A 20,587-nucleotide genomic window follows, 5' to 3' on the forward strand; every position below is an offset into this window, starting at 1 on the left:
TTCACATTCCCTTTTCCTTCTCTTCCTCCAACTGCCTGCTCTGTTTCTCCAGACGCTTCACCTCGATGATCTTCGCCTGAATTGTGCGGGATAACTGGCGCAGCTCAATTACATCGCCGCGGTCGCGAATCTCACGGAACTCATTCTGAAAAGCAGTCGCCTCGATCACGAAGCCACGCTGATACAAGTTCTCGATTCCCTGCAAAATGCGGGACACCATGTTCGACTTGTACTCAAACATCTGCTGTGCATCCCGAATCTCATCCCGAATCTCCGACATCTCCGTATCAAGCAAGTGGGCCGCTTCCGCCGTCGTACGCAGACGCTCCCGGATATCGTCCGGAATATTCCCTTCATATTTATAGCTCAACGAGTGCTCAATCGTCGCCCAGAAATTCATCGCCAGCGTACGGATTTGAATCTCGGCCAGAATTTCCTTCTCCCCGTGCGCAGTCTGTACCGGATAACGGATAATAATATGATGGCTTCGATATCCACTTGGCTTCTGATTATTTATGTAATCCTTCTCATACACAATCGTCATGTCCTTGCCGCCGCGCTGATGAACAAGTTCAACCACACGCTCAATATCCTGCACGAACTGACACATGATGCGAATTCCGGTTATATCTTCAATTTCTTCAAGTTGATCAAGCGGAACATTTAACTTGTGCGCTTTCTCCAAAATGCTTGATATTTTTTTAATACGGCCTGTTACAAATTCAATCGGCGAATATTCGTTGCGCTTCTTTAGCTCTTTGCGAATACTACGAAACTTCACCTTCAATTCCTCTACGGCCTGTTCATATGGAATGAGGAATTGCTCCCAGCTTCTGTCATCCACTAGACATGTATCCCCCTTACCTTACTTTCTTGCCTCTGCTGTTCATTATAACAAAAAAGTTTGCAAATAGAAGAACCGATCAACTTGTACAGATGGAAAACCTTATTGCCAATCAAATGATACAAGTTTTATAACAATAAAGAATATCCAGAAAAAGTTTGACAAAAAAAGAACGGCTCAAAGGCCGCTCTTTTATTTTTACAAGTATTCGTTTTCGTGCTTCGCTTTCAGACGACGCCATCTGCGCTCGACTTCCTTGCTAAACGCTTGGATCGTCGGCTCATATTCCGGCTTGGTCAAATGCTTCGTTTTGCCCATCAGTGTCAGCCAATCGCCTACTTCGATGCGCTTGCCTTTCGCTTCCGGATCATGCGTAATGGTCGTAACGCCACGCTCGACTTCATACAGCGGGAAGAAGCAGGAGTTTACCGCCGCTTCAACGATGGACTGTCCTTCCTCATCCGGCGACTTCCAGTTCAGCGGGCACGCAATGAGAATTTTGCCATACGCAAGCCCTTCGTTCTGGGCATACCACTGCGCTTTTGCTGCTTTTTTCAGCAGGTCCTGCGGGAACGCTTCAGAACCCGTGAATACATACGGAATGTTTGTCGCCGCCATAATCTGCGCGGTGTCTTTATGATGGAACGTCTTACCGCCCTGCTTTTTGCCGACATTCGATGTGGATGTCATATGGCCAAGCGGTGTAGAGTAAGACAGCTGGCTACCTGTGTTCATGTATCCTTCATTATCGTACTCCAGGATGATCATTTTATGATTACGCAGCGCAGTACCGATTGCTGGCCCCATACCGATATCCATCCCGCCGTCACCTGTAACCATGACGAATGTAAAATCATCTGCTACTTCAATCTCTCCTCGACGCTTACGCTCGAAGAACATCTCAACCGCACCGGACAGCGTCGCCGCCCCATTCTGGAACAAGTTGTGAATATAGGACTGCTTGTGTGAGCTGTATGGATAACCCGTTGTTACAACCATCGCACAGCCGGTCTGGAACAATACAACGATGTCACCCTCGATACCTTTAAAGAACAGCTCAAGTGCCGGGAAGATCCCACAGCCCGGACATGCGCCATGCCCTGGTGCGATACGCTTCGGTTTTTTGGTGAGCGCGCGCAACGGCGGGATTTTCACGTTCAGCTTGCCTGTCGCTTCATCTGGCGTTACCGTGATGAGACCCGTTTTAAACGCATCCCCATGCAGCGGCTTCAATAATTTTTTCGGCACGGCATCCGGATTACCCGGCGTATGACCGTAGTAGTCGAACGGAGTTGGCGCATAGCCAAGGTCTGCCGCTTCGATTGCCAGCTGGAAAAACGCTTCTGCATCATCATGATAGAAGTCTTTACCGCCCACACCGAAGATGCGGCTGACAACGACCGTTTCATTGCCTTTCAGCTCTTGCAGTGTCGATTTCAGTTCATGTGTCAGGTTCGCGCCGTGTCCACCGTATGAATCAGCACGCTCCCCGATCATGATCGCTTTCAGGTTTTTACAAGCTTCTTGAATTTCCTGTTTTGGCCACGGACGAATCATATTCGGGCTGATGACACCCGCCTTGATGCCCTTAGCACGTAGCTGGTCGGCTACGTCTTTGGCCGATTCAGATGCTGAATTCAGCAGGAATACCGCCACTTCTGCATCTTCCATGCGGTACAGATCAAGTATATCGTATTTGCGGCCAGAGATTTTTTCATACTCTGCTGACACCTGCTTAAATACATCGTACGCTTTGTACATCGCTTCGGATTGCTGATAGTTGTTGTTGATCAAGTCTGGATCATTCATATATGGACCGATGGTAACCGGGTTTTCCGGGTCAAGTGCGTGCACGTAGCCCGACGGCATCTCACCTACGAAATCCTGCACCGTTTTGCGGTCGCTAAAGTACTGCACACGGCGCTTCTGATGCGATGTGAAGAAGCCGTCATACGCTACCATTACCGGCAAGCGCACGTCTGCGTGCTCCGCTACTTTGAGCGCCATGATGTTCATGTCATATACCGCCTGCGGATCACGAGCTAACAAAATCGGCCAACCGATATTAAGGCCGTAATACAGGTCAGAATGGTCACCGCGAATATCAAGCGGACCACTGATCGCACGGGTGACAAGATTTAATACCATTGGGAACCGTGTACCAGACTGCACTGGCAGCTGCTCAAGCATATACAAAAATCCGTTCGCACTCGTCGCGTTAAATACGCGTCCGCCCGCTGCTGCAGCCCCATAGCATACCCCCGCCGAGCCGTGTTCACCATCCGCCGGGATCAAAACAATATCATGCTCACCACGTGTCTTCATCGCATCGAGGAACTGCGCTACCTCTGTGGACGGCGTGATTGGGAAATAGCCCATCAAGTGATAATTAATCTGTGCCGCCGCGATTGCCGCCATCTCGTTGCCGGACTCAAACGTTAACTTTTGCTCCGGTGCAATCTCGTTTAACCGCGCTTTTTCTTTATCGTACTCAATCGCCATGTGTAAGTCTCCCCTCTTGGTTTAGTTTTCAGCCAGAATGAATTTGTGCGGTACGCGGTTATCTTCCGCATAGCCAATTTCTTCGCGCATATTCGTCAGAGCTTCCACAGGACAAGCCTGCACGCATTTTAGACAACCCTTGCAGTATTGATAATCGATGCCCGAGAGAAACATCTGTGGACGTCCTTTTTTATCCGTTCCTTCTTCCCAGACGAAGCAATAGTCCGGACAAACTGTATCACAGGCTGCACAATGAATGCATTTGCTCTCGTGATATTCCGGCAAGAAGCCCTGGCGGCTGCCGCTCAAGTCTTTTAAGATGCTATTGCCAGGATTCACCACTACACCGCCAATCGGCTGTGTCGCATAGCCAAGCGCCGGTTGCGAACGGACGAACGCTTTGCCCGTTGATCCTGCTGGCACTTCATATGTTTTGAACTGCATTTCATTGTAGCCGCGATCAAACGTGCGGATATTCGGTTCAACAAAATGCGGGTATTTTTTCTCGAATGTTTTGCGGATAACAGCACGCATCGCATCGGGGTCCAAGAAGTCACAGATGCGGAATAGGGCCCCGAGCATCGCTGTGTTTACTTTTGTTTTTTCTTCTACGGCAATCCCAAGCGCGTCAACAATCGCCAGCGTGCCGTATTCAAGATGCAGATCGCCGCGAACTTCGTCAAACTCACGTGTTGAGTTTACAAGCACAATCCCGTGTGCATCCAGGCCGGATACTACATCGATCGTTTTGTACAGTGCTTCATGGAATACACCTACCACATGCGGGCGTTCAATCGGACTTGCCGCGCGAATTCGCATATCCGGGTCAGCAAAGCGGACGAACGCTTTTACTGGCGACCCTTTTTTCTCCGAACCATAGGATGAGAAGTTCATCCCGTTCAGTCCAAGACCGAGCACCCCGGCTTCTGCAAGCATTTTGCCCGCCAGGTTAGCTCCGAGACCTCCGATTGACTCCAGACGGATTTCATAAAAACCCAGTTCATTTTTCTTTGGAAGCAACGACATCGTTTTTCCTCCCCTTATTCATATAGTAAAACAGCCGCTTCAATTCTATGAAACACTCGCTTATCTTTTTCGTTTCAAATAAGCTTGCTGGTTATTAGCAAAATTCAAAATCCTCTTACACCAGTTTGTTATCACGATTATAACAGTATGATTTTATATCAACAACAGTTTTTTGACCATTTTTCTAAAAAATTTATAAAAACGCTTACTATGCTGATTTAACAGGCATTAACCTGCTACAATTCGACAAAAACACTCAAGAAACAGATATGATACAAACGAAAATAAAAAACTAATACAGTTTTTATTTATCACTATTAGTATATTAATTACTTGACAAAATAAAAGAGCCCGATCCCTCGGACTCTGCATAAATCCTATATTTTTCATTCGTGTACTATAACATAAGATCGCAGTTTTAAAACAGTTATCTGTTATCATCCTGCAAGCTCTTATGAATCCAGATCGCCGACTGCGCTCCGTCACCGATCGCCACCGTTAGCAGTTGAGAATGCACTGTAACATCTCCTGCCGCCCATACCCCCGGCACATTCGTTTCTTTTGTACGACCATCCACCGGGATATGGCCATTTTCGAGCCGCTTCACCCCAAGCATCTCGGCCAGGTCAGATTCTACATGAACACCACCAAAAGCTACGAACCCTTTCTCCGCCTTAATTCGCGTCCCATCCGCCAGCTCAACAGCCGACAGATGTTCTGCATCCTGTACATGTACAGCCTGGATTTTCCCTTCATAGATGGCAACTCCTGCTTGCTCACAACGGCTGCGCAACGAAGCAGAAATCAGGTTCTCGTCCGGCTCATGATTAATATAAATCAGCTGATCTGTCCAATAACGAAGCGTACAGGCAAGCGCCGCCCCTACATCCCCGGCTCCAAGAATAGCACATACACGTCCCCGCACTTCATACCCGTCACAATCCGGGCATAAATAAATCGCACTGCCAAGCACTTCATGCAAGCCTTCAATCTCTTCGGGCAACCGATCCGAAAGCCCCGTGCTTAAGAGCACACGCTGCGCCTGTACCGCCTGTCCGTCGTCTGTCCGCAGTTCAAAATATTCGTCGGACAGACGGCGCGCTTCCGTTACTCGCGCATTCACAAACTCCACGGTTTCATATGTACGCGCCTGCTTATGCCCAATCTCCCGTAGACTAGGCCCGCTTACTCCATTCTCAAACCCGATTATGTTGCTGTATTTTTTCGCCAGTACAGATCGCCCGCCGTGCGCATCGAATACAACTACCCGATGCATGTAGCGTCCAAGCTGAATGGCAGCTTGCAAACCCGCAATCCCTCCACCGATAATCGCACAATCATACATTCACATCCGCCCCTTTCATTTCATATCGATAGCCCTGCTCCACAAGAAACATCTGCCGCTTCCATGCATACTGCTCCTCTTTGGACTCAGCTGATACAAGGGAGTAAAAGCAGGCCCCGCGCCCATCTTTCTTCGGGCGCAGCACCCGTCCGAGCCGCTGGGCTTCCTCCTGACGCGAACCGAACGTGCCGGACACTTGTACAGCCACACTAGCATCAGGCAGATCAATCGCAAAATTCGCAACCCGTGATACGACGAGACGAGTAATCTCACCCCGACGAAAACGGCTATACAATTCATCTCGCTCTGAATGCGGCGTTTTTCCAGTGATAAGTGGGACGCCTAGCTCCTGTGCTAATCGTTCAAGCTGAGAGACGTAGTGACCAATGATCAGGACCGGATCGTTCGGATGGTCAGCGAGTACATCTTTCACAACATTGATCTTGATCGGGTTCTCTGCGGCCAGGCGGAACTTTTGCCGTTCATCCGCCTGCATATATTTCGTCTTCAGCTCCGTTGTCAGCGGGACGCGAATCTCTGTGCAGTGCGCTTCCGCGATATACCCCTGTTCTTCCAAGTATCGCCACGGCAGTTCATATTTTTTCGGGCCGATCAAGCTAAATACATCAGTCTCACGCCCATCTTCCCGCACAAGTGTCGCTGTCAGGCCAAGCCGTCGCTTCGCCTGAATGTCTGCTGTCATGCGAAAGACCGGAGCGGGAAGCAGGTGCACTTCGTCATACACAATCAATCCCCAGTTGCGCTCATGAAAGAGCGACAGATGAGGAAATTGCCCGGTGCTGCTTGCGCGGTGTGTCACCATTTGGTATGTGCTGATCGTCACCGGTCGCACCTCTTTACACTCCCCTGTATACATGCCAACCTGTTCAGGAGCAAGGGATGTTCGTGCAATAATCTCATCCCGCCACTGCCGTACAGAAGCAGAGCTACTTGTCAGTATAAGGGTTGCCATACCGAATCGTACCATCGTTTCGATACCGACAACGGTTTTGCCGGAACCACACGGCAAGACGATGACACCATTCCCACCCGCGAGACTCCCACCCGCATAAAAAGCATCAACCGCATCTTTCTGATACGTACGCAGCGAGAACTCACTTCCTTCTCTAAGCACAAGCGGAAGTACTTCTCCATCTGTATAGCCAGCTTCATCCTGCACCGGGTAGCCGAGCTTCAACAACTCCTGCTTGATAACACCACGTAACGCCGATGGAATCACAACATGCTGCTTACTTCGCTGCTCTGTGACAAGAGCCGCAATAGACGGATAGCTGAGAATATCATGCATGACATCTTCAGCTGCTGATGCAAGCACAAGCATATCCCTGTCCTGATAAAGACGGATCTGTCCGAATCGCTCTACTGTCTGGCGGATTTCTGCTTCGATATGGCGCGGAACCGGATAGCGAGCATACGCCGCCAGTGCTGAAAGAATGGTGTCGGCACACAACCCAAGAGAGGCTGCATTCCAGAGTGACAGCGGAGTAAGGCGATATGTATGAATATAGTCAGGGCTTTTGATCAGCTCAGCGAAGGGAGCAATCGCATCGCGGGCCAGACGGTATTTCGGATGCTCAACTTCAAGCAGCAGTGTCCGATCTCCCTGCACGATTAACGGATTATCCATGAATGTTGCTCCTTTCTATATCGCTGTTATTTTCCCACAAAAAGAGCCACCTTTATCCGGGTGGCATCGGAATTTTGACAGTAGATCCAACAAACACGTTCTGTGTATTGCGAATGTTATTATAACGCGCCAAATAAAATTGATATTTTCCGGTGCCGTAATAGCGCACAGATAGCTTGTACAGCGTCTCTCCTGCCTGCATCCGGTGACGAATGACTCGCTTCTTTTTTGAAACGGAAGCTGATTTTTGGACCGGCTTGACCGCTTCTGGCCGGGCAGCCGAAGCCGATTCCGCCACCTTGACCGGCACAGGTGATGGAGCAGGCGGTTTGGCTGGAGTCGGTACTGGGGCCGGAGCGGGCGGTTTGGCTGGAGTCGGTACCGGGGCCGGAGCAGGTGGTTTGGCTGGAGTCGGTATCGGGACCGAAGCAGGTGGTTTAACTGGAGTCGGTGCAGATTTTGCCTGAGCTTGCGGAACAGTAGAGGCGGGAGCTGAAGCCGGTTCACTCTTCCCAGCAAACCACCAGAATCCAAAGCCTGCAAACAATGCTATCGCAATCGCTCCACTTGCATAGTACGGAACAAGATTCAACGGCTCCTTCACATGAACCGCGCTGCGCGGCGGGAGCAGACCTGTACGCACAGGCTCCACAGCTCGTTCACCCTCTTCCCTATGCAACTCGGAAGATTGCTCAGCAGCTCCTTTCGTCTGTTCAATCAGCCTGCGCAGTTCATCAGCCTGATCAGCTTCATGCTTCGGATGCAGCTGTTCATTCATCACGTTTGTCCCCTCTTTCCCGTTCGTTTCGTCTTTATCTTACATCATTCGACTATACACCCGAGTTTTCCTCCATTTTATGGATGAACCACCCTTTTTTTACGAAATAACCGAGAGCCACATCAATTAGAAAATGGGCCCAGATCGCCGCCCACACCGCCCCTGTCCGAACAACCAGGGCACCAAAAAGCAAACTAATCCCGAATACGACAGCGACCATCACCCATTTCTTCCAATAACGAACGTGAACCACCGTAAACAAAATACTCGTCCACCAAATGCCAAGTCCGGGCTGTATCACGGCACGGAACAATAGTTCTTCTGACACAGCGACCACGAGACAAAGACTTATAATCTGTACGCCGGACAAATCTCGGAACAGTAGCTCGTTCACACCGCCGTCATCAAACATCCCCCGAGGTAGCACTACGAGAAGCACGACTTCCGCCACGATCACAAATAGAGCCACCAGTGTACCATACAGTACGCCAGACTGCCAGTCAGCCAGCGTGAATATCTCCTGCCATCCCCGGCCCGAACGAATATAAAACCAGTACAAGCCCACAAGCCCGCACAACAACAAAATCCCCTGTGTCATATATACATTAATGGCCAGCACGCGGCTGGTTAGCCCCATTTTACGTACATCCATGCGGTGCATCTCCTTCCACCGGCAGAAGCCAATCAAGTTCCTTCTGCCAGTTCCACTCTAACGCATCGCGCTGATCCACGCTTTCCTCTTGTTTCCGGTACGTCTGCATATCGATACCGCATCGGTCACAGCAACTTGCCAGCGCCGTATGATGCTCCTGTGCAAAGTAGCGACCGATTTTCTCACGCCGGCATCCTGCCTCATGCAAAAAGCGGCGCATCTCTTCTACTTTACCATACCGCTCCCCTCTGCGGCGGGCAATTGCGGCAGACAATCTCTGGCAGTTAGTGGGGACTGTCTGTGATACTACAAGCATCCAGCCATCCCGACTGCGCTGCACACGCGACACCCCGCCCAGCGTTTCGAGATGGTACAGCAAAATTTGTACCTGTTGCTCACTAAGCCCGTACTTCATCTGCATATCCGTTTTTTTTAGCTCGATTTCTTGCCCCGCATGCGACACAAGCGCCGCCGTCCAATCCCGCATCTGCACTTCATCCGGATATTCTTCATGAATCAACTGATGAGGCAGAAGTCCATCTTCCGGCACCGAAAGAAGACACGCGTATCCTGGCCTGCCATCTCGCCCAACCCGACCTGTCTCTTGCAAATACGACTCCATATCCGGTGGCATATGATAGTGCAGGACAAATCGAATATCCGATTTGTCGATCCCCATACCGAATGCATTCGTCGCAAATACAATCGTAAGCTCTCCATCGAGGAACTGTTGCTGCACGAGCATCCGATCATCCGCTGCCATGCCGCCATGATAAAATGCACAGCGCTCGATCCCGCGCTCCTGTGCCCGAGCAAACGCCCGCTCTGTGCCACTCCGTGAGCGAAAATACACAAGCCCCGGTCCCTGCAGTTCCGCAAGCTTCGCAAACATCAGCTCATTCTTATCCTGCTCATTATCAAGCCGAGCCACATCATAGCAGATGTTCTCCCGGTTTACCGACTGCATCTGCACACACTCAGGCGGAATCGCGAGCTGCGTGCAGATATCACGTTGTACCGCTTCCGTAGCGGTAGCCGTCAGCGCCAGCACGGGCGGATGACCAAGACGTGCGATTCGTTCGCCCAGGCGCTGATAGTCCGTCCGGAAATCATGCCCCCACTGCGAGATGCAATGCGCTTCATCCACCACAAACAATGAGACACCGACTCCCGCAAGCTCGCGGACAAATGATTCCTGCTGTAGCTTTTCGGGTGATGCGTACAAAATTTTGATCTGGCCATTCGCCACCTGCCGCATCTTCCACGCCTGCTCCTGCTGTGACAGGGCACTGTTAATGTATTCGGCACTACGAACCCCCCTCTGGCGTAACTGACGAACCTGATCAACCATCAACGAGATCAACGGTGAGATCACAACCGCAAGCCCGGGCAACATAAGCGCCGGAAGCTGGTAACACACGGATTTACCGCCACCTGTCGCTAGCACGCCAAGCACATTCTCGCCTGCAAGCGCATGCCGGATAATGTCCCACTGCCCTGCCCGGAACACCGAATAGCCAAAATACCGCTGCAACATCTCTGCTACCTGTTTTTCATTCATCTATTATTCCTCCTGCTTCGGTAGCCGGGCACACGCCAACCGAATATCAAGATAGCTGTATGCCTCCCCGAGCGCGCGCCGAATATCGCTAATTTTGCGCGTGCCAGTCTCTGCTACAAACGCGTGAATGCGCGCAAGCTTGTCTGCTTTCACAAGCGAACTCACCGGAAAAGCTGGATCTGCAAGCACAATCTCAACAATGTGATCTTCGACGGTCCCCCGCTTCAGGCGACGCAGCTGGATAATCTCCTCTACGGTACGCCCCTCCTGTAGAAGCCGCTTCGTCTGGCGCGCCGATTGGCTTAATCCGTCATCCGGCGCTTCCACGAATCGGGACAGCACAGGAAACGCCGCAGGACTGCATACACTCACCTGCTCCGCTGCTAGCCGGATGAGGTGCAGGGCGGCAGCTCCGTCCGCAAGATCAAGCCGTGCCGCCAGCTGTGCATACGTCCATCCGGCGCGTGGCTTTCCGCTCAATCGGCGCAGCAGCAACTCGCGCTCCCATTCCGCAAGCCGCTCCATCCAGCAAAAAAGCTCCCTTTTAACCTGAACGGAAAGCTCCAGACGGTCTGGATGCGATAACAGCACCTGCTTCACATCTTGTTGCATCCCTCGCTCCTCCACAATCGGATAAAAATGCGGCTCTTCGTACACAAGCTGAGATATCGTCTGTACCAGGAGTGCGGTCCGCTGCCAGAATCGTACGGCACGTGTTCGCTCAAACACAGATGACACAGAAGCAAGACACGCCGCATAGCCGAACTCCTCTTCTAACTGCGTAAGCCTCACATCACCCAAGGCAGATACATACACAGACAATCGCTCTCCATGCGAGCGCACAGCAAGCAAACCGTCGTCCACTAGACGGTTCAACTCGTTCTGTATGCTCTCCGGTGAGCGTTGCTGAAACAATCCGTACAACATGGACAGGTCGAACAGTGCCGCATCCGCGATCGCTTGATTATTCTTCCGCCCGCGCAAAAGATGAACAATTGCCTGAGGCGTCCTCTCCCCCGCCATACGTGCGGCAGCCAGTATATATAATCCTTCTGTAAAGGCCAAATTTTTTTCCATGTTTTCCTCTCCCGCTGTTCGGGTATTTCCCCTTTGTAGGGACGTTCTTTCATTATAGCGAATATTCATGTATCACCACGCAAAAAAGCGAACACAAATACGCGGATTATTTTTAAGAACCATCTTGAAATTCGGCGCAACAATGACTACAATGAGGAATGAAGTGGACAAACTCGGTTTGTCCTAGAACCCTGGAGGTGGAAAGAACCATGAAAACATATGTTGATAAAGACACTTGTATTGCTTGTGGTGCTTGTGGAGCAACTGCTCCAGACGTATTCGATTACGATGATGAAGGTCTTGCCTTCAACAAAATCGATGACAATGCAAACACTGCTGAAATTCCGGACGTTCTGCACGACGACGTTCGCGACGCAGCTGAAGGTTGCCCAACTGACTCCATTAAAGTAGAAGAATAGAATTCTGCTTTAACGGAAGTGCGTTTACGGTAACGAAAACGCGAAAAAGTGCGGTCTTACTGCATTTTATCGGATATTGATGCGCCCACATTGACGACAGTGCGTGGTCAATGTGTGGTCAATGTACAATATATGTGGTCAAAATGTGGTCAAGAAAACACGAAAAAAAGAGCCTGTTCGATGCCTTTCGGACTGGCTCTTTTTGTGTTCTTTTATGTCTATCCCCTTACCATCCTACCGATCCCTCATTCCTCGAAAGTCTCGTCAAACAAAATTAAGCCTCCCACTCATCCGGGAGGCTTTTGACTGTATAACCCTTGCATAGTTTAATTGTATGCTTGGACATTAGAGATTATTGCACGTATTTACCACTTAGTTGTTGTTCAGCCATCTGAACAAGACGCTTTGTAATCTCGCCCCCGACAGAACCGTTCTGGCGAGAAGTTGTATCTGGTCCAAGTTGTACACTGAATTCCGCCGCAATCTCATACTTCATTTGATCGAGTGCATTAGTCGCTTGTGGTACTACCAGTTGGTTAGTATTACGGCCTTGATTTTGTTGTGGCATAGTTTATTGCCTGCTATGGAGAATTTTACTTCTTGGTAATCTTAAAATTCCACATAGGAGAGGTGGTATACTAAGGGAATTTATCCTTTATGTATATAAATTTTTCGAACGGAGCTAAGTAGCAAAACAACGAAATCTGGAGAAAACAAGGGATCGTGTATTTGGGGAAACGATTGCTTTTTGCGTTATTTCCCGAAAGGGAAAAACCTTGAATTTGGCCGATTTTGAACGAATATAAGGTTTTGTTAATTTAGCCGTTTACCATAATGACTATTATCGGATGTTAAGATGAAAGTTTTTATTTCGCTTCATTTTCATTAATTGCTTTTATATAAATACGACCTTTTTCTTCAACCGCAATAGCCTTTTTTATATCTGTACCAACAATCTCAAAAAACTTTGTTCCAACAGGGTATTTATTTGAAAAAACTCCTGATTGTATGGTATCTTCCTTATCACTATAAGAAGAAACTGAACCAATTTCTTTTCCCACTGTTTTAATTTTTTCTCCAGTTACCACGTATGTTACACCATTCCATTTTATAAACTGGTATGCCCAAGATGCTGTTTTTTGCTGCTTCTGATTCCATATGCTTGTACCATTTGAACACGCTGTTACAATCAGTAGAAATAAAAAACAAAGCAAAAACTTTCTCATACATTCCTCTCCCTCGGATTTAAAAATAACAATATATCAATAAAAGTTTTAAGAACCAACTCTATTATAACAATACTATATTTTTTCATATTAATTACATTTTATATACAAAATTTAAAATTATGATTATTTTGTATTGTTATTTTATGTAAATTACTTTATTATTAACAACTATAAGATTATTTAATAATATTTTCCAGTTTTTTTAATTATCTTCTCTAATTTTAACATCAACTTTAAAGGAGGAAATCTCAAAAAGGAGTTTATAATCTATTAAATTAAAAAAGAAGGAAAGGGAGAAAATATGAAAAAAACTCTTTTTTTAATCGCTTTAATTACTGTTATGGCTTTCAGTTCATCCAGCGTCTTTGCTTATCATTTATTAGGAGGAAAATGGGCAAGCGCAAACCCTGTAACCTGGTACTATGACAGTTATATTGGCTCGAATGCAAAAACTGCAGCTAGTGCTGGTGCCACAGAATGGAATAGTGTTGCTTACTCAAAAGTTAAGTTTTCCAATGTAAGTGCTGGAAAACTCTATATCACTGAAGTTAATGATTCAACAGCTGATTATGATGGAATATGCAACATGAGCCCTAATACATATGCTGGCACATACACTTCTGGAACCATTACATTTAACAAAGCTAAAACGACAACATACAATATCTCAGGTGCACTTAGTTCAGTAGCTACTCATGAGATGGGACATGCATTAGGACTCGCACATAGTGATGGTAAAGTTATTATGAACCCTTACACCTTTGGTACTGGAAGTCGCTATGGTGATTATAAATTAACAACTCCTCAGTCTGATGACATTGCTGGAATTAAAATCCTTTATCCATAATACCCCCGAAAGAGGTGAGAGTATGATTAATATATTAAACAAAAAAGTAGTTACAGGTATTTTAGCAGCAGCCGTGGCTTCCGGTGCAGGGATTTTTTGCTCTTCTCAAATAATACTTGCTCAAAAACCAACAAAAACAATTTATGCAGATGCAAGTTGGTCATATGGTTATGGAAATATTGATGAGTTAATACAACAAAGCGACCTAGTAGCATTAGTCACAATTGGAGAGAAAACTAAAGAATGGTCTATAGGAAATATACCTAAAACGGATTTTGAGGCAGTAGTAAAAAAACCTTATATTAACTCTATAAAAGGGCAAAAAATTTATATCACACAAACTGCCGGTATAACAGAATTAAATGGGGAAAAGGTAAATTTCGAATTGGGAGATGACCCAGTAGTTCAACCTGGAGAGGAATATGTAATTTTTGCTCGGGAAAATGACAAGGGTACATATACCATTTTAGGTGGATCACAAGGTAAACTAAAAAATATTAATGGTAAATTACATGCAATGAAATATGTATCTAAACGTGTAGAAGCCGGAAATATTAATATTAATGGTGTAGCAATAGATGAACTTGAAAAGACATTCAAACATAAAGACAATAAATAAACGAAAGGAAAACCCAAGACCTATTTGTTGCTAAACAGGTCTTGGGTTTTCCTTTTTAGGGTTTATCCCAAATAGTCTATTTATACAAACCAGCATATATCTATCAAGTTAACGTAAATCAAGTTATCAGACGTCACAAAGGGACTTGTGGTGAATTTCGAATTGATTTTGACAAAACAAAAAAGCCCCACCACCCGAAATTGGGTAGTGGGGCTATATCATTTCTATACATCTTTCCTGTTATCTTCCTGCTTTGGAACGTGCTTCGTGAAAAAGAATGCTGTAACAGCAGACAAGGCCCCGATCAGTACCGTGAGAATTGTCATCGTGATATCTTTATCTCTCAATACTAGCATAGCGATGAATAGGGCAGCTGTCAGTACAGCAAGTATGGCAAATGCAAATACATACTCAAACCTTTTCATGCTATCGCGCTCCCTTCGTCAGCGAGACTGTCTGAGTCTTTCCGTCCCAATCAACCTTGTATCCGAGCACATCTGCGATCTCCCGTGCATGTGCATAGCCTGTATCTCCTACTACAAGCGTTGTCTGAAGCGCTCCTTTGCCCAGCAGAGCCTTTCCATTCTCGAATCCTACCGGAACACCCGTCGCATTCCCAACAGCTCGTACAGGCAAATATGAGAGGTTATCACACATGATACCGGTTGCTAATAACTTAGCGCCATTAACTACAACAAAGCAGTTTGGAAGACTATTTGTTTTGCTTGTAGTTTGCTTACATTCTGTAGGGATAGTCACTATACTTGGACCTTGTGGTGGTTTTGAACCGGACGACAATTGACGGTAGTTAAGACCAAATATCATTTCTACGTGAGGTGTATCCTTAAAGCTTCTAAAGTCACCACCCCAAGCGAATCCTCTGGCTTTGAACGCCTGAACTACTTGTAACCAGTCAGCTGCTCTGTCACCGTTAAAGTCAGCTTTTTCATCCCAGCTTATATCAGCGCCTCCCTTTATGTAGAGGGCGAAATCAAGTGCTAGTCCAAAGTTATGGTACGACTGCCCGCCTTTTGCATTCGTCACGATCTTACCTAGCTTTGTCCGACCCTGCGCATAGAGATCGTTCTGCTCTGCAATGCTTCTGTACCCCTGTGTGATCAATACATAAATACCTTTATTCCATAACTCGAAGATGGCATCCCAGGCTTTCTGACGGACTGTAGGGTGTACATTAGTGTCATTCAGCCGGGAGTTCTTCTTTACAAGCCATTCCCATGTAATTATCATTTCTACGCCTCCGTTCTATTTTGTAAGCAGAAAATAAAAAAGTGATCCGATAAACGTAATGATGCCGCCAGCAATGGCGCCCCACATACGATTTCGATCACTTTTCATTTCTGCAATATCTCGCGTATTTTCATTCGTTAGTGACAATGCTTCTTGTGCTATTTTCTCGGTTATTTCGAGTCGTTCGCGGTCCTGGATGATAAAATCGAGCTTCGTTTCCATCCGAACCATGCGTTCAAGAAGTTCAGTTCCTTCCTGCATACTCCAGCTCCTTTCTGTGCAAATCAAAAAGCCGCATAAGCGACTATGAAACCTTCATCAAATATTCTGATTGAGCCAACTCTCCAGGCGTCACCTCCCCAAGTACATCATCAAGGAGACGGATACCGGCAGATGCAAACATCCGATCTACTGTCTCGCTGCAGTTCATCCGGTCTGGCGCGTCTCTGATCGATAGTCCAGTCAACAGATGTAAACCGTTTGTAAGGCTCTGTATCGTGTCATATTGAGCGCCTAGCATAGAGTTGATGAATGCTTCATCCTGTCCTTTTGCGTTGCTGTGAGCGCTCCTTGATAACGGAAAACATCATAATCTGATGACCGATAGTTCAAGTGGTCCGTTCGCAGAGGTTTTCGCCAGTCTGTCTCTACGATATGCAAGGGATCGCGCACAATAGCGACGTAACTGTAGGGAGAATGTGTCACCCGGCTAATTGTGCGACCGATCCACGTACGTCCGAAACAAAAAAGGAGATCAAACGGCTGTAGTTCCATCCGTGACCTCCCATGTAATTGTATTTAGTTCTTCTTCTGTTGTGGCATTTGCAATTTGTTTTTCAATTTCCCAAAAACGAGCGAATGCAGATAACTCATGTGATTTAGCATCTTTCATAAAGAGAAGGAATGCCTCTCGGCTATGAAGGATGGGGCCAGCATCTTTCGTTTTTATGGGTACTTCACTTACAGTCGGATCAAGTGCGAAATCACTTGCATACTTATTGTAATTTAACTGGTCGTACGCACTATATCCGTATTCGTGATTGGTTCCCGTGCACGACGAGTAGAAGTTTTCCAGTATTTTTTGTTCGCATAGGGCGCTCATCTCATCATTTTTCTGCTGTTGCAGTGTTGCAAAATCAACTACTGGTGCAAGATGGCGAAACTCACCTGTTTCCCGGTCATACGTTGCGCCAAACAAAGTTGGAGTAAGCCCATCTATAAGGATAGAGGATGGAGAATCAACTTCCCTATCAGATTCTAAAATCCCAACAACAGTGCTGTTCTCGTTTAATTGGGCGTACACGTAACTGTTACGCATATTCCGTCACCTCAAATTGTAAGTATGATCCTGGCAACCCTGCTCCAAGTCTAAGAGTTGTATTTGATAAGAAGGCGTACGCAGCTGGGATAGTGGTGTTACCTCCGCTTGTACACCATACTCGTACAGACGTTTTTGTTATGTCTACAGCAGAAATGGTTACGTCTACCGCGTAGAGACTCTGACCATTAGGAAAGGTTGATGCAGTTGATGGCGCAGTAGCGAGCCCTCTCTGAAAACTCTTAATCGCCGCCATAGTCTTCCACCCCGTTCCGTCATTTATTTCCCACATGCCATTGTTTAAGCGGACTTTAACTCCATTTAGTTCAAGCTCCTGTAACTTCGCCATTTGATCACCCCGCCTTACTGTATAGTTCTAGTTTTACGTTTGAAATGGTAGGGGAAACGCTTGTGTTATTTGTCGTAATCGTCTGCCGGACTTTCAGCGTTTTTCCTTTTACATCCATATCTGTTGCAATCCCCGGAATAGTTGTCCCGTTTGTGGCCGTTTGCCATGTAGCCCCATTGTCGATTGATGTTTCTAAGGTTATAGTCCCGGCTGGATTATTACTAATAGCTGTAAACTTACCGTAAAATTTAATAGCCCCGTTTTGGCTATCCTGCCAAGCCGTGAGTGGTTCTGTAAAATCTCTGCTATTTTCTATCGTTGTCGGCCTTGTCGTTGTTCCCGTGGTATAGTTCGTTAATTGCACAATGGCCCCCCATGTTCCATTTGTACATGCAATCTTGCCTATATTGTGGATTGACGTTGTTGACGTAGCACACAGTACAAAAAGATTGTTGTTTTTGTCTGCTGTGATAGATGGCCATGCAGAAAAACGTGTAGTACCACTTGTTAATTTCACAGGGGCTGACCACGTGGCTCCGACATCTAGTGACTTGCTATATCGAACATGGTTCCAATTGGGGTCTGTACCATCTACCCCCCACCATACGGTGTGAATAACACCTGCTGAATCTTTGACGATTGACGGGTTATCGTGTTGATAGCTTACACCGCTTTGAATAACAATTTCGTTACCTAGAGTCGTGCCGTTATACGTCCTTGAACGTATTCCATATACTCCGCTTCCTATTTGTTTTGTGTACGCACATATAACTGTGTTTGTATTCGCCATGCAGATAACGGGATTAACACTATGGATATTGGCCGTGTTATCACTTGTAAACATAACCGGAGAAATGAATGTAGCCCCGTTATCGGTTGATTTCGTATACCGGATATTATAACTATTTACATAACCACTGTCCGTACCGGAAGCGACAACGTGTATTGTACCGTCATCGCCAATACAAATACTACACCCCCCGATTAATGTAAGCCCGGTTACTGTTCCTTTGTTTAAAGTGAATGTGGACGTAACATTAACGGCATCAAACATTCCTAAAAGCGCACTGTTTACTGTGCTTGATATAGATGCAACAATATAGACTTGTGTCCCATTAGAAGCTACCGCCACGTCTTGCATAGTCCCTGAAATTGTAGCGGTTGTTAATAATTCGTAGGTACCTGCCGGGTCTTTTAATACATGGACATAAATATGGCTCGCATCACGGGAAACAGTAATAATCCACCCGTTGCTCAATTTTTGCGGTCTTGCGTGTTCGTTTGTTGTATACCCGCTATTGGCAACGTTAATTGGCGTTGTATAGTCATACGTCATAGGCAATTTACCTAAATCCTGCGTCCATGACAGTTTTGTAGTTGCGGCCAGTTTTACAGACGTTAAATCATATGTTTGCACCCGGTTCCCACTTGACGCGTATACGCCGCCAGTTTGTGCGAGTGAGAGAGACGTACCTGCTCCCGTTACGTTTATTAGCGCCCCGGTTGTCATGTCCTCTGTACACACAATGTCCTGCCCGATTTTTATTACGGTTACTTCTTGTATCTGACCAACAATTTTAAGGTTTCCATCCCTGTATAGCCGCTTAACTATGTTCCCTGTCGTCTTGTCCCTAAAGTCTAAGGAGTCAGCTACAGCATTATAAGCTACGTCAAAATTACCAAACGTCTGTGCTGTAGCTACAATGTCAGTCAGCGATTTTCCACCTACCGTTGCTGCATCACCAGTAATACTTCCCGGTACTTTCCCTACGGAATCACGTACAGGTATCGTGTTTGCCGTAGTACCCGTATTCGCATCGTATCCATCTACTTGATCTACGTTTAAATTGGTTACTTTCGTGGTGCTGGATACTACAAGAGGAGATGTCCCAGTTGTGGCTGTAGTCCATAGTTGTTTGACTGTCAGCGACCCTGACGAATCGCGCAAGGCGATAGTGTTTCCGGTGCCAGATGAACTTGCATGGTATCCATCCAGCAAGTCAGCACAAAGGTTCGTTACAACCGTTGTACTTAGGACAGAAAACGGTGCCGTCCCTGTAGTTGCCGTTGATTTGAATTGCCGCGTAGACATATCCCCATTTGCGTCTCGCTGTGTGAGCGTGTTTGCGGTATCTGCTGACGTAGCCCCATGTACACCTGTTGTAGCGTTCATATGTGCATTTGCTGCTTCTAGGGTAGTAGAAGGTGTTTGCCACCATTTCGCCTTCCCGGTTATTTTTGTAATCATATTGGCAAACCAAGAGAGCCATTGTCGTAGTTTACCTGTCTGATCTGATGTCGGAAGCGCCATTGTCTGATCTGCTATTAGGGCATCGAAATTAAGCGTGTTACGCTGATCGATGGATGTAATGACTTGGCTTGCATCTGTAGCAAAGTACCACAATGGTAGGGCTGCATTGGCTGTAGCTTGTGTTGTGGTGTTTTTTACTACTCCATCTACGTCTAAGTAGATGTATTGTCCTTGTGTAGCGTTTAGCGGCATATTACCAGCTGTAACATCGAATCTTAGTCCACCTACATATGCAATACCAGATGTCCAGTTGGCAGTTAATCCGGAAGCAGAAAACTGCAATCCCGCCGTTCCACTAGGCGCAGCCACGAAATTTCCGCCCCATTCTTTTGCTAACGACTCAACCAGGCTATGAGCATCCGCGATCCCTTGCTCGAAATGGTTGGCACGTGTAGAAGTGAACCGGGTTCCTTCCTGCACCACTTTCAGTTTTCCGGTTTCGGGGTCAATCTGAACCGGGTCAATAACACGGTCAATCCATTCCTGTTTTTGATACGCCACTACGCTTTCACCTCAACTTTCACTTCAAATTCAAAGGCAATAAGTAAGCCGGTCTCCACTTTAGTAACGGAAACCGGCTTGATTGCGAGTGTATTTCCTGTACTGTCCATGAGGGAGAAACTCTGAATGTTCCCCTGCACCGTATCATCCAAATAAATGTATATTGTCAGCCTCATCCCATTTACATCAGTTTTGAAAATCGGGAATGTTTGTGGCTGGCCATTGATATTTACAAAGGCATGGTCGACATGCCTGCTTATGTCATCTCGCAATAGCTGCAGCAATAACGGTTGTACAATTGTAGCTGCCACGT

General features: G+C 46.8%; 22 protein-coding genes. 3 read left to right on the forward strand and 19 right to left on the reverse strand.

All coding sequences use genetic code 11. From position 1 onward, the window contains the following. Position 1: 1 nt before the first annotated feature. From CB4_RS15310 to CB4_RS15350, 9 genes are all read right to left on the reverse strand, one after another. Positions 2–844, reverse strand: coding sequence for a GTP diphosphokinase (locus CB4_RS15310; RefSeq protein WP_096466620.1), 843 nt, complete (start codon positions 842–844; stop codon positions 2–4). A 198-nt stretch (positions 845–1,042) separates the two neighbouring features. Further along, the gene (locus CB4_RS15315) at positions 1,043–3,346 is read right to left on the reverse strand and encodes a thiamine pyrophosphate-dependent enzyme (RefSeq protein WP_096466621.1); all 2,304 of its coding nucleotides are present in this window, start codon (positions 3,344–3,346) and stop codon (positions 1,043–1,045) included. Positions 3,347–3,367: 21 nt separating this feature from the next. Continuing rightward, positions 3,368–4,372: a 2-oxoacid:acceptor oxidoreductase family protein gene (locus CB4_RS15320; RefSeq protein WP_096466622.1), complete on the reverse strand. Its 1,005-nt coding sequence runs from the start codon at positions 4,370–4,372 to the stop codon at positions 3,368–3,370. A gap of 427 nt (positions 4,373–4,799) precedes the next feature. Further along, positions 4,800–5,717, reverse strand: coding sequence for an NAD(P)/FAD-dependent oxidoreductase (locus tag CB4_RS15325; protein ID WP_096466623.1), 918 nt, complete (start codon positions 5,715–5,717; stop codon positions 4,800–4,802). Then, on the reverse strand, positions 5,710–7,365 hold the full coding sequence (locus CB4_RS15330) for a DNA repair helicase XPB (RefSeq protein WP_096466624.1): 1,656 nt from the start codon (positions 7,363–7,365) through the stop codon (positions 5,710–5,712). Before CB4_RS15330 ends, CB4_RS15325 begins: the two co-directional genes overlap by 8 nt. Before the next feature lie 52 nt (positions 7,366–7,417). Next, a complete protein-coding gene (locus CB4_RS21115) occupies positions 7,418–8,143 on the reverse strand; it encodes a LysM peptidoglycan-binding domain-containing protein (protein WP_157738003.1) in 726 nt (241 codons plus the stop codon). Positions 8,144–8,195: 52 nt separating this feature from the next. Beyond that, on the reverse strand, positions 8,196–8,795 hold the full coding sequence (locus CB4_RS15340; protein WP_157738004.1) for a CPBP family intramembrane glutamic endopeptidase: 600 nt from the start codon (positions 8,793–8,795) through the stop codon (positions 8,196–8,198). Then, on the reverse strand, positions 8,782–10,356 hold the full coding sequence (locus tag CB4_RS15345; protein WP_096466626.1) for a RecQ family ATP-dependent DNA helicase: 1,575 nt from the start codon (positions 10,354–10,356) through the stop codon (positions 8,782–8,784). The genes CB4_RS15340 and CB4_RS15345 overlap by 14 nt, the downstream gene beginning before the upstream one ends. Before the next feature lie 3 nt (positions 10,357–10,359). Next, positions 10,360–11,433 carry a YpbB family protein gene (locus CB4_RS15350; protein ID WP_157738005.1) on the reverse strand — a complete coding sequence of 358 codons (1,074 nt, stop codon included), beginning with the start codon at positions 11,431–11,433 and terminating at the stop codon, positions 10,360–10,362. A 209-nt stretch (positions 11,434–11,642) separates the two neighbouring features. On the opposite strand from CB4_RS15350, the gene CB4_RS15355 reads away from it, so the two are divergent. After that, the gene (locus CB4_RS15355; RefSeq protein WP_096466628.1) at positions 11,643–11,852 is read left to right on the forward strand and encodes a ferredoxin; all 210 of its coding nucleotides are present in this window, start codon (positions 11,643–11,645) and stop codon (positions 11,850–11,852) included. Between the two features lie 352 nt (positions 11,853–12,204). Here CB4_RS15355 and CB4_RS15360 read toward each other — a convergent pair whose 3' ends face one another. Together CB4_RS15360 and CB4_RS15365 are read right to left on the reverse strand one after the other, a co-directional pair. Beyond that, positions 12,205–12,420: an alpha/beta-type small acid-soluble spore protein gene (locus CB4_RS15360; protein ID WP_096466629.1), complete on the reverse strand. Its 216-nt coding sequence runs from the start codon at positions 12,418–12,420 to the stop codon at positions 12,205–12,207. A gap of 298 nt (positions 12,421–12,718) precedes the next feature. Further along, entirely contained in the window at positions 12,719–13,078 is a 360-nt protein-coding gene (locus tag CB4_RS15365) for a hypothetical protein (RefSeq protein WP_096466630.1), read from the reverse strand. A 304-nt stretch (positions 13,079–13,382) separates the two neighbouring features. Between CB4_RS15365 and CB4_RS15370 the strand changes: the two genes are divergently transcribed. Continuing rightward, complete coding sequence (locus CB4_RS15370) at positions 13,383–13,928, forward strand: matrixin family metalloprotease (RefSeq protein ID WP_096466631.1); 546 nt, start codon at positions 13,383–13,385, stop codon at positions 13,926–13,928. Between the two features lie 22 nt (positions 13,929–13,950). Further along, positions 13,951–14,547, forward strand: coding sequence for a hypothetical protein (locus tag CB4_RS15375; protein WP_096466632.1), 597 nt, complete (start codon positions 13,951–13,953; stop codon positions 14,545–14,547). A 224-nt stretch (positions 14,548–14,771) separates the two neighbouring features. On the opposite strand, the gene CB4_RS15380 is transcribed toward CB4_RS15375, so the two are convergent. From CB4_RS15380 to CB4_RS15415, 8 genes are all read right to left on the reverse strand, one after another. After that, complete coding sequence (locus tag CB4_RS15380) at positions 14,772–14,972, reverse strand: hypothetical protein (RefSeq protein WP_096466633.1); 201 nt, start codon at positions 14,970–14,972, stop codon at positions 14,772–14,774. A gap of 1 nt (position 14,973) precedes the next feature. Next, positions 14,974–15,795, reverse strand: coding sequence for a M15 family metallopeptidase (locus tag CB4_RS21890; RefSeq protein WP_096466634.1), 822 nt, complete (start codon positions 15,793–15,795; stop codon positions 14,974–14,976). Between the two features lie 15 nt (positions 15,796–15,810). Beyond that, complete coding sequence (locus CB4_RS15390; protein WP_096466635.1) at positions 15,811–16,056, reverse strand: hemolysin XhlA family protein; 246 nt, start codon at positions 16,054–16,056, stop codon at positions 15,811–15,813. 43 nt (positions 16,057–16,099) lie between these two features. Continuing rightward, positions 16,100–16,225 (reverse strand): hypothetical protein, encoded by a 126-nt coding sequence (locus tag CB4_RS21895; protein ID WP_269459505.1) that lies wholly within the window; start codon positions 16,223–16,225, stop codon positions 16,100–16,102. Between the two features lie 324 nt (positions 16,226–16,549). Next, on the reverse strand, positions 16,550–17,113 hold the full coding sequence (locus tag CB4_RS15400) for a DUF4376 domain-containing protein (RefSeq protein WP_096466637.1): 564 nt from the start codon (positions 17,111–17,113) through the stop codon (positions 16,550–16,552). Further along, positions 17,106–17,462: a hypothetical protein gene (locus tag CB4_RS15405; protein WP_096466638.1), complete on the reverse strand. Its 357-nt coding sequence runs from the start codon at positions 17,460–17,462 to the stop codon at positions 17,106–17,108. Before CB4_RS15405 ends, CB4_RS15400 begins: the two co-directional genes overlap by 8 nt. 4 nt (positions 17,463–17,466) lie before the next feature. Continuing rightward, the gene (locus tag CB4_RS15410; RefSeq protein ID WP_096466639.1) at positions 17,467–20,274 is read right to left on the reverse strand and encodes a sialidase family protein; all 2,808 of its coding nucleotides are present in this window, start codon (positions 20,272–20,274) and stop codon (positions 17,467–17,469) included. Further along, positions 20,274–20,585, reverse strand: a complete 312-nt coding sequence (locus CB4_RS15415; protein WP_231956034.1) for a hypothetical protein — start codon at positions 20,583–20,585, stop codon at positions 20,274–20,276. The genes CB4_RS15410 and CB4_RS15415 overlap by 1 nt, the downstream gene beginning before the upstream one ends. Positions 20,586–20,587: the final 2 nt, after the last annotated feature.

Source organism: Aneurinibacillus soli, assembly GCF_002355375.1.
Classification (GTDB): domain Bacteria; phylum Bacillota; class Bacilli; order Aneurinibacillales; family Aneurinibacillaceae; genus Aneurinibacillus; species Aneurinibacillus soli.

Bases quoted from the DNA above. Each gene is read 5' to 3' on its own strand.
- CB4_RS15325 (WP_096466623.1), bottom strand. From the start codon at position 5,717: ATGTATGATTGTGCGATTATCGGTGGAGGGATTGCGGGTTTGCAAGCT.
- CB4_RS15315 (WP_096466621.1), bottom strand. From the start codon at position 3,346: ATGGCGATTGAGTACGATAAAGAAAAAGCGCGGTTAAACGAGATTGCA.
- CB4_RS21890 (WP_096466634.1), bottom strand. From the start codon at position 15,795: ATGATAATTACATGGGAATGGCTTGTAAAGAAGAACTCCCGGCTGAAT.
- CB4_RS15350 (WP_157738005.1), bottom strand. From the start codon at position 11,433: ATGGAAAAAAATTTGGCCTTTACAGAAGGATTATATATACTGGCTGCC.
- CB4_RS15390 (WP_096466635.1), bottom strand. From the start codon at position 16,056: ATGCAGGAAGGAACTGAACTTCTTGAACGCATGGTTCGGATGGAAACG.
- CB4_RS15365 (WP_096466630.1), bottom strand. From the start codon at position 13,078: ATGAGAAAGTTTTTGCTTTGTTTTTTATTTCTACTGATTGTAACAGCG.
- CB4_RS15340 (WP_157738004.1), bottom strand. From the start codon at position 8,795: ATGGATGTACGTAAAATGGGGCTAACCAGCCGCGTGCTGGCCATTAAT.
- CB4_RS21895 (WP_269459505.1), bottom strand. From the start codon at position 16,225: ATGAACTGCAGCGAGACAGTAGATCGGATGTTTGCATCTGCCGGTATC.
- CB4_RS15400 (WP_096466637.1), bottom strand. From the start codon at position 17,113: ATGCGTAACAGTTACGTGTACGCCCAATTAAACGAGAACAGCACTGTT.
- CB4_RS15370 (WP_096466631.1), top strand. From the start codon at position 13,383: ATGAAAAAAACTCTTTTTTTAATCGCTTTAATTACTGTTATGGCTTTC.
- CB4_RS15375 (WP_096466632.1), top strand. From the start codon at position 13,951: ATGATTAATATATTAAACAAAAAAGTAGTTACAGGTATTTTAGCAGCA.
- CB4_RS21115 (WP_157738003.1), bottom strand. From the start codon at position 8,143: ATGAATGAACAGCTGCATCCGAAGCATGAAGCTGATCAGGCTGATGAA.
- CB4_RS15380 (WP_096466633.1), bottom strand. From the start codon at position 14,972: ATGAAAAGGTTTGAGTATGTATTTGCATTTGCCATACTTGCTGTACTG.
- CB4_RS15345 (WP_096466626.1), bottom strand. From the start codon at position 10,356: ATGAATGAAAAACAGGTAGCAGAGATGTTGCAGCGGTATTTTGGCTAT.
- CB4_RS15405 (WP_096466638.1), bottom strand. From the start codon at position 17,462: ATGGCGAAGTTACAGGAGCTTGAACTAAATGGAGTTAAAGTCCGCTTA.
- CB4_RS15320 (WP_096466622.1), bottom strand. From the start codon at position 4,372: ATGTCGTTGCTTCCAAAGAAAAATGAACTGGGTTTTTATGAAATCCGT.
- CB4_RS15330 (WP_096466624.1), bottom strand. From the start codon at position 7,365: ATGGATAATCCGTTAATCGTGCAGGGAGATCGGACACTGCTGCTTGAA.
- CB4_RS15355 (WP_096466628.1), top strand. From the start codon at position 11,643: ATGAAAACATATGTTGATAAAGACACTTGTATTGCTTGTGGTGCTTGT.
- CB4_RS15360 (WP_096466629.1), bottom strand. From the start codon at position 12,420: ATGCCACAACAAAATCAAGGCCGTAATACTAACCAACTGGTAGTACCA.